At 53.4% G+C, this 13,167-nt stretch carries 6 protein-coding genes and 3 pseudogenes; all 9 read right to left on the bottom strand.

The window, feature by feature from the left end; translation table 11 throughout:
- Positions 1–232: 232 nt before the first annotated feature.
- A complete protein-coding gene (locus F0155_RS21170; RefSeq protein ID WP_150526568.1) occupies positions 233–700 on the bottom strand; it encodes a hypothetical protein in 468 nt (155 codons plus the stop codon).
- A gap of 11 nt (positions 701–711) precedes the next feature.
- Entirely contained in the window at positions 712–2,547 is a 1,836-nt protein-coding gene (locus F0155_RS21165) for a DUF637 domain-containing protein (protein WP_150526567.1), read from the bottom strand.
- A 30-nt stretch (positions 2,548–2,577) separates the two neighbouring features.
- Positions 2,578–2,742 (bottom strand): annotated as a pseudogene (locus tag F0155_RS24150) (hemagglutinin repeat-containing protein); the annotation flags it as partial.
- A 219-nt stretch (positions 2,743–2,961) separates the two neighbouring features.
- Positions 2,962–3,327 (bottom strand): hypothetical protein, encoded by a 366-nt coding sequence (locus F0155_RS21155; RefSeq protein ID WP_150526566.1) that lies wholly within the window; start codon positions 3,325–3,327, stop codon positions 2,962–2,964.
- Between the two features lie 14 nt (positions 3,328–3,341).
- Positions 3,342–6,008: pseudogene (locus tag F0155_RS24145) on the bottom strand (DUF637 domain-containing protein); the annotation flags it as partial.
- A 279-nt stretch (positions 6,009–6,287) separates the two neighbouring features.
- Positions 6,288–10,058: pseudogene (locus F0155_RS24140) on the bottom strand (two-partner secretion domain-containing protein); the annotation flags it as partial.
- A 41-nt stretch (positions 10,059–10,099) separates the two neighbouring features.
- Complete coding sequence (locus F0155_RS21145) at positions 10,100–11,827, bottom strand: ShlB/FhaC/HecB family hemolysin secretion/activation protein (RefSeq protein ID WP_150526564.1); 1,728 nt, start codon at positions 11,825–11,827, stop codon at positions 10,100–10,102.
- The gene (locus F0155_RS21140) at positions 11,828–12,643 is read right to left on the bottom strand and encodes a tetratricopeptide repeat protein (protein WP_150526563.1); all 816 of its coding nucleotides are present in this window, start codon (positions 12,641–12,643) and stop codon (positions 11,828–11,830) included.
- Positions 12,640–13,164: an invasion associated locus B family protein gene (locus tag F0155_RS21135; protein ID WP_150526562.1), complete on the bottom strand. Its 525-nt coding sequence runs from the start codon at positions 13,162–13,164 to the stop codon at positions 12,640–12,642. The genes F0155_RS21140 and F0155_RS21135 overlap by 4 nt, the downstream gene beginning before the upstream one ends.
- Between the last annotated feature and the right edge of the window lie 3 nt (positions 13,165–13,167).

Below are 13,167 nucleotides of genomic sequence, written 5' to 3'. Positions count from 1 at the left end.
AAGCCAGTGAATCAGAAATCATCCAACAGCGCGAGGTTTTTGCGGGTGTCCAGCTCTTCCTGCAGCGTCTGCAGGCCCTACGGCGGCTTCCCCAGTTGCCGCGCCTGTGCTTCCAGTTGCCACTCCGGTCAAGCAGGAGAAGAAAGATATGAATGAACCCAACGGATAAGGCGCTTCGGTCGCCCCAATCACATTCAGGCTAATATTGGATTAGGAAAGGCAGAGCACAGTATCACCGCTGCAAATTCGGCGCCAAAAACACTGTCACGGAATCCAAATCAACATCGAGACTATCATCAAAACTATCCGAATAGAACGAAAGCCCAATTTCAGGGGCATCGATGCCTACATCGCTGATTTCAAAAGATATTTTAGCCTCTTCCAAAATCCTCTGCGCACTAATTAGCTTATCCTGCAAAAGATTTTTTCCCTGAAAATAAAGGGCACTAGCATTCTGGACATCATATGGCTGCCGAAATTCCACCGAGTGGAGTTTGTATTGGTCATTAAACTCGAAGGCAATTTTCGCTTCGAACAAAAATGCTCGTAAACCAACGTAGTATGGCTTCCTGCGTCCACGAACATTTGAAAGAATAAATTTCTCCGAAATATCAATAAAGTCATCATTTGAAGTGATGTCTATCAAAGTACCCTGCCCAGTCGGCACGGCTGATACGCTGGAAAATGGGATCAAATCCATTTATATACTCCTTAACGATTTCGGAAAACATCTGGATCAAGAGTCCGCGCGTATTCCACCATCTCTTCGATTGCACCATCGTATTTGCCGGGTTGCCCGATTTCGTTTTCGATACGGCGGATATCGTCAATATCCATCTGAATAGCCTCTTCGAGTTTCCCTTGATCTAGAAGCCTTTTCTGCTCAGCTCTGTATGCTTTCGCTTCTGCGCTACTTCCACGACTCGAGGTCAGTCTATGATCAGCAGGATCCATTTTGATTGCAGGACCATCTTCTGAACTAATCGGAGCATCCTTATAACAGGCCTTCGCAGGGCAGTGATGGCTATCTAAGTTATCTCCCACAGGGTGCTTTGTATCCTTATGCGCACCTCCTGAATAAGGACTTTCAACTCCCTTACTACTCTTTATATTATTGTCATCTATTGCCCGATCAATGGCAGCCAAGGTATCGGGGTCCAGATCCAACTTTTTGAGCCATCGGATAATTTCGATACCAACCTTTGACCCCGGAATAGGTGCACCTATTGTGAGCTCAATGCCAGTATCCTGAGCAAGCTCAGTTGCCATCTCTTTGGCGCGAGCACAAGCTCCTGAATCACCCCGATCGCAGGCCAGCGCTGTGCTGGTCAGATCGTATGCATCATATGCTGTCAGCGCATAATCTGCGGCAGTTAATACAACAACTAACCCAGTAATTAACGCTGCACAGATTCCTGTTCCGCACACATTGTTCTCTACTGCAGAGGCACCGACCGAGGCCCCGATATTTACATTTTCGGCCTCGCCGCCAGAAGTTAAGAAGCCGGCAAAAGCGCCAAACAGCTGGCCAATTTTGATGACCTCGGATCTGATTTTTTGCGCTTCCCTGAGGCGCTCCTTCCTAGAAAGTCCATCAAACCGCCCCGAATCCAGCTGATCATTTATCCAAGCAATTGCCACCAACTCGGCAGCTGCAGCTCCCGCTGCGCCGCTTGCACAACCACCAGAACCGTTCTGAACAGCTCCCGCTGCACAGCCCGCAAGACCATGGAGCAATATGTGAGGAAATGATCCTTCCTTGATTCCCAGTGTCCCAATCTCGAATTGAGCATCGGCAAGGGTCAGGTTCACCAACGTGTTGACCATGGAAGACGAGAAGCCTTCCAGGAAGTCAGTACCGTAGACCGCCGAGGAAAGGCCTGACGAGATTGCTCCATCAAGTGCGCCGTCCAGGATGTTACCCAGCGAGAGACTGCCTTTACCGAAGTTTCCAAGCAGTCCGTCGAAGAGAGCCGGATTGGTTTCCTTTGTGATGCCGAACGTGTCGAGATTGATACCTGAGGTCAAACCAGCTGACACGCCCGAGAAGACGGCATCTTTCAGGATGTCTCCGAGATCGAAATCACCGGAAACAGCAGCATCAAGGCTTTCGACGAGGAACGTGGAGGCGAAGGCCTCCAGCCCGCCTGTGATGCCACTCAACAAACTGCCAGACGTGATGCCCGTTGCGCTGGATATTGCTCCGGAAATGGCCGTTGCAAGGGACCCTACCAGATACGGTGCCACAAACGCGCCAATCGCGATCGACACCAGAGCCTTGAAGGCCGGGCTGAGCTGGACGGTTTCTTCGTAGAAATATTCGTTGGCGAGTTCTTCCTGCAGCAGCTGCAGGCCTTCCAGTGCCAGAAGCTCTTCGGGGTAAAGATCGCTCAAACTCGGGGCATCGACACCGGCCTGCGAGTAGACCGACAGGAGCGCCTTGCCGCCAATGTCGAGATTGATGCCCTGCCCGGCCAGAAGCCTGGTGAAGACCGCCGTTTCGACAAAGCTGCTTTCCTGGATCGTCGTCATGGTGACGAGACCCATGTCGGAAGAGAAGAACTCCTTGCGCTGGCTGTCGATTGCCGCCTGAACGGAGAAGTCACCGCCGGTATTGATGTTGAGGTTCTGACCGGCGGAAAGGTTCGCCCCGATCAGCGTCGTGTCCGCCCCCGAAACAAGGCTGAGGTCAAGCGCCGCGAGTGCCGCCGTGCCGGTATTGTACTGGTTGACGGTGTTCAGCTGGCTGGATTTGCTGATCAGGCCAAAGAAGGAGCTGCGGGATTTCTTGACTTGTTCTTGAAAAATGTCCGTGTAGGTGCCTGCAAAGATGTTGCCCTCGGTCGCCGACAGGCTGATATCGCCATCTAAGGATGTTACAACATCCCGCCGAAATGGCGTTTATCCAATGCACCACACTTAATCCAGAGAAACGATATAGCGATAAAACTACGATTACAGTCAAATAAACTCTACATCGACTCTATCTACAATTAATTCCACTAGCTCTCCGTCTAGATATCCATATTCGTCAGCTAAATGATCATCTTCAAATGGGAGGCCACACTCAATCGTATTTCCGACCAACCTACCTCGCAGTCTATATCCGAATCCCGTGTCTATCCGTTCAATTCCAGCCTCTGCGATAGAACTTTTCCTTAGATCGTATTCATCATTGAGAAACACCTGAAATACAACCGGATAAGAACGCCCTACTTTTAGTTCATATGGCACGACACTCGCAAAACATACGACTTCCATTGTACCGATTACTAATGTCACCTCCTCTTCGACATCATCACAGATTGCCTTTAAGTATGCTTGCATTATCAATCTCATCGCTAGGGATTATATGGACGAATTACCTTATCATCTTTATCGCCGTTAATAGTTTTCCAGAAGTCCTTCCCACTCTTCACATGCAACGTTGTTATGTGTCCGTCGCTATTCGTCCCAACAAACGCAAATTTCGCTTGGCCTTTTCGATTGTTACCCATGTATTGAGCATATCCAACACGAGTCTCACCTTTGTACTGATATTGTACTGGAGTGCCATTTTTTTGCACATATTGAGCTATTTCCAAATATTCCTCCGAACTATTCGCATCAAATTCTCCACCATGCTTTGCAAAATGTTCATCCAATTGCTTTTTATTTGAAAAATTCCTAGGTACATTGGTAGAGTAATTCGCCTGATTAATCGACTTATACTCAACACCATTCGCATCGCGAACTATCGTCTGACCAAACGAATTCGTAGCAAGGCTCATTCCTGGCCCAAGAATGCCAACACCTTCAAGGAGTTCTTCGAAACCAGCGGTAAGAAGCGGACCCCATTTCGCATTCAAGATGGCAGCCTGAACTTCTTCGTCTGTTAGATCGAGTTTACTTGTCAAGCCTTTAACATAAGCGAGCCTTACTTCCGCCTGCATGGTATCCGGCAGATCACCAATTAAGTTTTGAATTCCGAAATCTGAAGCCAAAACTGGTACAAGAGAAGATTTTGCGCTGCCATAGGCAGCGAACATCAATTTTGCCCTACCCGGATTTGAAGCAACCGCATCCAAAAAGGCAACCGCCTGCGGACTGTTTCCGTTCTCGGCATACTCAGCTAAAACCTCCTGTAAAGCAGCTTGCGTAACGTTCTGCCCCTGAGGCCAACGGGATTGTGACGATGCGAGTTCATATATGCCAACCCGGTTCAATAGGGTGTCGGCGTTTATCAGTTCCTGTCGATATTCTGAACTTCCCCTTTCCAACTGACCAAACATTGTCTGGCCATCGACGGACGCTGGTCCGTTGTAATTGGTTTCAATGAAAGCTCGAGCCTCATCACCGAATGCCACTCGGTGCAAATCAAAGCTTTCAGACACCCCCTTAAGAGTTTCAGCAGCCAAGATGCCCTTGGCTTCGTCCAGCGTCAGACTGCACTTACCGTGGTTCTCACACATCCAGTTACGGAATTCGTCCGCCTTTTCTTCGATCCATTCAATCTCGCTGCGATGAAGGAGACGGTTATTACGAAGTCCTGATTCAGCAATGTGCGCAGCTATGCTGACGTTTGATCCGTCGCCACCGGAGAAGAGGAATCCGGAGAATGCACCAACAATCTTTGCGAATTTTTGCTGTTGTTCGTCGCTCAATTGAGTTCCGCTGAGCGAACCGGCCAAAATGCTCTGCGCTATTCCGCCGGCAGCTCCCGCCGCGCAGCCCTGACCGCCGTTCTGGATGGCACCTGCGGCACAGCCTGCAAGACCATGCAAGAGCGCATGCGGCAGGGAGCCTTCCCATGCCTTGTTGGTCTCGATGAGGTCGCCATTTGCGTCACGGATGACCCCCAACTCCCCGATCTCATATTGAACGTCAGCAAGGGTGAGGTTCACCATCGTGTTGAGCATGGAAGACGAGAAGCCTTCCAAGAAATCGGTGCCATAGACCGCCGAGGACAGGCCGGACGAAATTGCGCCGTCGATTGCGCCGTCCAGAATGTTGCCCAGGGAAAGGCTGTTGTTCCCGAAGTTCCCAAGCAATCCCTCGAAGAGAGCCGGATTGGTGTCCTTGTTTATCCCGAACGTTTCGAGACCGATGCCGGACGTCAAGCCTGCCGATACACCGGAGAAGACGGCATCTTTCAGGATGTCTCCGAGATCGAAATCACCGGAAACAGCAGCATCAAGGCTCTCCACAAGGAAGGTGGAGGTGAAGGCCTCCAGTCCACCCGTGATGCCGCTCAGCAAACTGCCGGATGTGATGCCCGTTGCGCTGGATATTGCCCCGGAAATGGCCGTTGCAAGGGACCCGACGAGATAGGGAGCCACGAAGGCACCAATCGCAATGGAGACCAGGGCCTTGAAGGCCGGGCTCATCTGGACGGTTTCTTCGTAGAAATATTCGTTGGCGAGGTCTTCCTGCAAAAGCTGCAGGCCTTCCAGCGCCAGAAGCTCTTCCGGGTAAAGGTCGCTCAAGCTCGGCGCATCAACGCCCGCCTGAGTGTAGACCGTAAGGAGCGCCTTGCCGCCAATGTCGAGATTGATCCCCTGCCCCGCAAGGAGTTTGGTGAAGACAGCCGTCTCGACAAAGCTGCTCTCCTGGATCGTCGTCATGACGACCGGGCCCATGTCGGAAGAGAAGAACTCCTGGCGCTGGCTGTCGATCGCCGCCTGAACGGAGAAGTCACCGCCGGTATTGATGTTGAGGTTCTGACCGGCGGAGAGGTTTGCCCCGACCAGTGTCGTGTCAGCCCCTGAAACAAGGCTGAGATCAAGCGCTGCCAGTGCCGCCGTGCCGGTGTTGTAGCGGTCGATGGTGTTCAGCTGGCTGGATGCGCTGATCAAACCAAAGAGGAAGCTGCGGGACTTCTTGTATTCTTCCTGGAAGATGTCCGTGTAGGTGCCCGCATAGATGTTGCCCTCGGTCGCCGACAGGCTGATGTCGCCATTGCCGGACGCAAAGGCCGTTCCTGCAGTGACAAGGTCGCCAAGATCAGACAGCACTTCCACATCGCCGCCACCGGCGATGCGAACGCCCTTGTTGGTGACCTTGTTGATGGAGTGCGAGGAACTCTTTGAGGACAGGAAACGCTTTTTCGACTTGCGCTGGCTGAAGGAATAGATGTCTTGCGCGGCAGCCAGTATGACATCACCTGTTGCGGACAGTTTTGCCTTGCCACCAGCATCGATCTGGGTGCCTACGAGCACGGCCTGACCACCTGCAAGGGCGGTAAAGTCTCCGCCAGTCGACAGGTTGGTCACATGGCTGATCGAGCTTTCAAGGTTGGTGCCGTTCTTGTGATCGCCCGACGACACTTTTGCCGAGGACTGGACTGCCGTCATCAGCAGGTCGCGGCTTGCAGACAGCGTCGTGTCGCCGCCGATATCGGCTTCCAAGCCGGCCAAAACGATGTCTGCAGAGGAAATGATCGACAGATTGCCGCCCACTTCCAGCGAGGACAGGGTCTGCTGGGTAGCCTCGAAGGTGGCATTGCCACGCTTGCCCTCAAACTCATGCGTGGCGGATGTCAACGTGACGCCCGCGATGGCGAAGATCGAGGCATCGGTTTCCACATCAATGGAGACGCCCTTGCCGGTGAAGTCCTGACCCGCGATGACATCGAGTGTCTGTGCATCGATGCGTGTACGATCCAGCTTGATGCTGCCAAGGGCTGTCAGGGCCAATTCACCTGCGTCCGCAGCCAGACGGCCACCCTGATCAGTCAGATTGTTGACAGTGATGTTGGCGTTGAGCGAGGCGACAATCGTGCCGGAGTTGGTAAGATCAGACCCGCTGATCGTCACGTTCTCGCCGCTGATCAGAGCCCCGGACGATGCCAACTGAAACGGCGACTGCGAGGGGTGGACCGTCGTGGTCCCTGCCCCGTCACGAGAGGGAACGGAAATCGGCTGATCCAGCCATGCAAGGTCACCTGGACCACCAATAACCTCTCCGCGCGAAAGAGCCGCATGGATCGTCTCATTGGTGTTCAGCATGATTTCGTCAAGATACTCGTCGCGATCGACTTCCAGAATGTATCTCGAGGTAATGAAGTTGGCGTAGTCGGTGAATTCCGGATTGGTTTCCGCGATTGTATTGAGACCAGCCGCCAGAAGCGCATCAACGCTCGCCGTTGCCGTGATGGTCGGATTGACCGTTGGCGCCGTGTTTACGTCCGTCGTGCTGCCGGTGTTTTCCAGCTCGACCGTGCGGATGTCCGTGCCATTGCCTGCGACCGGAGCGATTTCGTCATCATGACGCTCTTCGTGGATTTCGGCATTGTTGCTGGCAACCGGTGCTACACCCTGGAGATCGGTGTCCCCTTCTGCCTGCTTCTCGGCAATGAACGCGTTCAGCTTGCCGATCACCTCGTTCAAGGTGAGCGTGGATGATTGAAGGGTCGTGTTCGTCAGACTGCCAGAGATGTTGACATTGCCGACGGCCTCGATGCGTCCGCCAAACGTGTCGTAGTATTCAACCTTGCCTTCATGACAGGTGAAGCAATCCGGTCGCTTGTGCACTTCGACAAGAAATTGCGAGGCGCCAAGGGCCTTGTTGTCTACGGTATTGGCTGTAATCTCAAGATTTTCGCCAGCCGACATGTTCGCGAAGTGGTTCTTGACGTTCTCGGCAACGATGCTGAGCGTACCGCCAGCAACGATTTCCGCCAGAACACCATCATCGTTAAACCGATCCTGATAGAGGATCTTGATGATGTCGTAGGCTGCTCCCGAGCCTGCCGTCATGGCAGCCCAGACATCCGTATTATCGCTGACAAGGTTGTTGGTCAGTACACTGCTGGTCGTGTTATCAGTGTTGGTTATTGTTTCCGTGACCAGGGCTTCTGTCTTCAGGATGCCCTTGACCGTATCTGAGACAGCTGTTCCGCCGGATGCCAAGGTTTCCCAGAGTTCCGCAAAGGCTTCTGCAGCCTCCGGCTTGATCTTGCCGGTCGGGTCAAACCACTGGTCGTCAACCATAGAGGCAACCAGACCTGCTGGATCTGTTTCTCCATCAGCCTTTGCCTTTGCGTACATGTCTTTCCAGACACCTGCAAAGTCATCCTTGATCGCTGTTCCACTTGCCGTGAGAACGGACGTCTTCAGGATGGACTTTCCGTCGGCAGACAGTGAGCTAGCGCCGTTGACGAGGTCGGCCCACAGCGCTGCATATTCATCTGCATATTCAGGCAGGATCTTGCCATTGGCGTCCAGATAAGCTGGGTCAATCAGCTTGGCCAACTGAGAGACCGGCTCTACCGGTCCCGTGCTGCCCTTTTCAAGCCATTTGGTAATGGTGCTTGTATCGAGCGTCGGGGCTGTCCCAATGTTGGCGACTTCTTTCGCCCGGATGGTCAAATCACCTTGAAATGCCTCAATTCGACCGTTCGTGTTCTGAACGAGGCTTGCAGCATCCAGTGCATCTGTTTTGGCCAGGATAATGCTGTCATTGGCCCAGATGACGCCACCAGCATTCAGGATCTTGTCGGCATACAGCGCCAGATCATTCGCAGAGATGATCGTCGCTGCGTTTGTGATCGTTCCGACAGCTGTGGCGACAAGCTGATCTGCCGCAGATACAATGCCCGTGTTCGTAATATCAGTTGCAGAGACGAGTGAGACATTCCCGCCACTCAAAGTACCATCGAGGGTAATGCCACCAGATGTCGAGGTCAGAGAAGCCAGCGCAGATGCAGTGGTTGTGCCATCAAGGTCAATAGTCGCTGCGCTGACAGCAAGCGACCCGGCCGAAAGTTTAGAGGCTACGGCCTGACTAACCGTACCACCTGCATCAATGGCCACATGCCCTTGAGATGAACTTTTTCCAAACAGCGAGACGTTGCCAGCAGCATCAATGTCAAGTGATCCAGCTGACACTTCAGATGTTGCGCCCAAAATCACCGCATCTGCCGTCGATGCAATCTTCAGGTCTCCAGATGCCCTGATCGCACCGGAGATGTTCGCCATACCGGCACTTTCCAGGGTGATAGCCCCGCCGTCGGCCTGACCGTTGAACGTCAATGCACCGCTGGACGTGCGAATGTCGATAAGATCGCCATCTTCGGAAGTGATGGAGCCTTCAAGAACAATCGGCCCCTGATTGCGGACCTGTATCTTTTTGCGCGCCTTGATGAGGGGCGTATGGCCACCTGAAGGGGCCCCGAGGGTCAGCCGACCGTCGGAGCGAATGGCAATGTTCGAAGACGAGGCCATTTCCCCGTCGAGGCGTACACCGACACCGTTTTCAGTCGCCACCATCTGGATCGCGTTGGCATACATGCCGCCAAGAGCTGCAACATCGATTGCCAGTGCGGGAGCAGCACCGGTACCGGTCTGTTCCGTGATCCCGGTAACTTCGCCCGTTTCCGGATTGTAGGACCAATCATAGTTGACGCGGTTTGCGCCTGCGACAATGTTCAACTGATCGGCGCGCATAGCGCCGTAAACGGCAGCAGCGCGGGCAATAACGTCTACGCGGGAGGTGTCCGCAAGTGACAGACGGCTCTCAGGATTAAGCCCCCTTGAACCAATGGTTACAGTTCCCTGCTTGACGTCAAACCCGGCCAGAGATCCGTTTGCTCCAAATATCGGCTTTCCAGTCGTGAGGGTCGTCCGGCCAGTATTGACGAAGCCACAACCGTTACAGGTGATGCCGAACTCATTTGCCAGGACCACATCCATGGATTGGCCGGCAACTTCCAGAATTCCATTCAGTTGGGTCTGGTTGCCTCCAATGACTTCACCAATCCAGAGCCGCGCCGCTTGCCCCGGAGCAAGGTTCGGGTTCCCTTCGATCCAGCCGCCGATCTGGGTATCAACATTGGTGGCCGAGTTGTTGAGGATCAGATCCTCTGCCGTAAACTCGGTGTAGATGTCATGGCTGACACCAGCCGCATTTGGCGTGTTGATGTTGAGAACGGGCGTGCCGTTGTAGGACTCATCTACTCGCGGGCGAGGACCATTATCCGGCCCCTCTACGGTAATGCTCTGCGCATGAAGGAGAGTTGGTTGGACAACCAAAGCTCCGATCAGAACCCATGAGATGAGCTTGTAAATCAGCTTACCCATAATTCAACATCTCCAAAATCATGCAATGCATTGTTTTTATTTTAAAAGTTCACCTTGAACCCAACGAAGCCGACAGTTCGCGAGGCTTCGAAGGCAGGCTGAGAATTGGGTGGATTTTCGCTGGGACGGCTGAGAGCATGCGCCACCTGTAGGGTCAGAGTTGCATGATCCATGATTTTGATATCCGCCCCGAGGCTGCCCCCCGCCAGATAGTCCTGTGACCAGTTTCGAAGATCGGACGGCTCGACATAACCGACATCAAGACCCGCATTCAGCCGAACGTCGAAGTTGTCATCCTGATAGGCATCCCATTCGATTGTATTTCTCAGGAAAACACCGGTATCGCCGTACATGCTGTCCGCATGGAAGCCTCGGACGGTGGACCAACTTCCGATCGTGAACTGTTCCGTACCGGGAAGTATATCTTTCGAGTATTGGCCTGAGACCGTTCCCCGATAGTTCACGCCCTTGAACGGCAAAGGGTGATCAAAGCTCAGTCGGGCTTTGATCAATCTGAACTCTGGATTGACGACGCTTTTCTCCAGAACATGCGCATCAAGGATATCGAGGCCAAATTTGCCAGCGACATCCCAAGTTAGCTTGCCTTTTGCGACCCCTGTCTCCCCTCGGAAACCCAGGGAAGCTATCGTTAGGCGTCGACGTTGGCTTTCAATTTCATTGTTGTCGATGAAAGTTCTGGTTCTGGTCAGCTTCAGATCGCCATAAGCGTAAAGCTTTGTCGTCTGGTTGCGGAACAGAAGGCGTTCTGCGGAAATCGTTGCGTATTTCGACCGCCCTTCGACCGGGTAGGACTGGTTGATCCCCTGAAGATTAAAGAAGTAGCCGCTCTTTCCGATATCAATCCCGAAATACCAGTTGCCAAAAGGGACGCTCCAGCTTGCTGAATAGCTGTCAGAGTAGCGAGCACTTCTGTTATCAAACGGCGTAAATGTGCCACCAATACTCAGCTGGTCGTTCAATCCGAAAAGATTGTCATATCCGAAACGGGCTGTGGTTTTCACAATGCCGGTCGTTTCAAAACCTGTGTTATCGGCACCCAGCTCTACGTGCCATGGATGCTTTTCCTCAACATGGAGCTGTATGAAAGAGCCACCGGGGAATTCACCTGGAACCAGCTGAAAACGAGCCGAAGTCGACTTCGGGCCGTTGATGTTTTCAAGCCCCTGCTCGATGTGACGCAGGTTCAGCAAATCTCCCCTTTTGCCGGGAAAAGCCATGAAAACACGCGCATCAGCCTGCGAACCGTCGGCATAGACGTAGCCTTCAATTCGTCCGGGCACGACGTTTATTTCCAGAGAGCCATCCGACAAATCCTGTTCGGGCGCATAGGCTCTGGTAGTGATGTAACCAAGCTCTTGATAATACTGATTTATGTCATTGAGAGCAGACGCGATGTCAGCAGCCGTGGCGCAGGAGCCAACAAGGTGCCCAAATCCGTTTGGCTTTCGCCCAAACGCTTCCCATCCTTCGAGGTCGACTTGCCGGATCTGGAAACATGGTCCGCCCTGAGCGGGTGCAAAGGGACTGGGAGCCGCACTTTGGATGGCCGGAACCTGCTCACGACGTTGACGCGCTGCGCGTTGCCGGTCTTCCGCCTCTGCCTGACTGGCCCGTTCCCGCTGGATATCGTTCGCAAGATTCCGCAAGTCAGCAGCAGGAACACCCTGCGCCAGAGACGGGCCGGACTGGAACACCACTCCGGTCAAAGCGGACACGAGAAAAACAAATCTACCGAGGCGGCTTCCCACTTACTGGTCCCCCTCATGGGTTTCCGGCAGGAAAGAACGCGCCTGAGCCTGAGCCTGCAGCACTTCCTCTGGTGACATCAATGCTGTCAATTCTTGAAGAGCCTGGGGAGCCCTTGGATGTGAACGGGCAGAGGCAAGGTTCAGATAGGTATGAGCGTTGATAAGGTTCTGGGCAGCTGTGCCTTCCTCCAGGATCACCCTTGCAACTTCAAATAAACCCACAGCATTCCCGAAAGAGGCGGATCTTTCAAAATACCGCCGAGCGCGAACCTTGTCCGCCTCCCCTGAAGCCCCTGCCAGATAGAGAGCACCAAGTGTGTTCAAAGCGAGAATATGATCCTGCTCTGCCGCCTTCTTGTAGAAAGCGAGCGCCAGTTTCACGTCTTTCGGAACACCGGCCCCTTCGAAGGTCATCTTGCCAAGATTGAAGAGCGCGTTGCGGTCACCTTTGTCCGCAGCAATCCGGAACAGCCGGGCCGCTTCCTGGTAATCCTGATGAATACCCGCCTCGCCCCGATAATGCATAAGCGCCAGCTTGTTCACCGCACGTAGGTGACCACCTTCTGCCGCCTTTTTGTAGAGCCTGACAGCTGCTGACACGTCAACATTCACACCCAGGCCAACTTCCAGCATTTGCGCCAGATAGTAGGAGGCGGCCAAATCTCCCTCTTCAACTCCCTTGCTGAAGGCCTTCACAGCGATCTCGTATTGCCCGGCTTCAAGCGCTGCCTTGCCTTCATCGACAGGTGTTGCCAAGGCGTTTCCACTGACAATGACAACAAAGGAAAAGAGGAAGAAAAGTGAAGTGCGTTTCATTGAGAAACCTCGCCTCGGTAATGCCGATAGGCGTTAGAAAAACCGCGAAGGGATACAGGGAACTCGACTGCTTTGGACCGTGCTGTCCAGACGCGCACCTTGGCCTCGATACCCTTTTGAAAGGCTGTCAACACCACCCCAGATAACTTGAACCCCGCGTGGCAACCTGCGCGGTCGCAAACTTCATAAAGAACCTTGAAGGGACGTTTGTTATCGACCCGGATCTCAATTCCAGGCGCCAGATAAACGCCAACCGGCACAGTCATCACCGCGAAGTCGTTTTCAGAAACACCTTCCTGCCCCCGAGAGATGCTGAGCAGAAATATGGCCTGGCCGCCCTTACTGGCAGCAGCAGTTTGCACCATCTGGCAGGCCCGCCCCTCACCTTGTGGAACGCACGTGACCTGCCAATCGCTGAACACTTCGCTGTCATTCGACGGCGCGGTGGGTTCAACAGCAGAGGCAAAGTTCGCAGATAACAGCAAGGCGCACCAAAGGCACGCTGCAAAAAGCTGATGCATCTT

It is taken from the genome of Roseibium sediminis (genome assembly GCF_008711325.1).
In the GTDB taxonomy this organism is placed as follows: domain Bacteria; phylum Pseudomonadota; class Alphaproteobacteria; order Rhizobiales; family Stappiaceae; genus Roseibium; species Roseibium sediminis.
The sequence above is the reverse complement of the archived record's forward strand: the minus strand, read 5'-3'. Positions and strand labels throughout refer to the sequence as shown.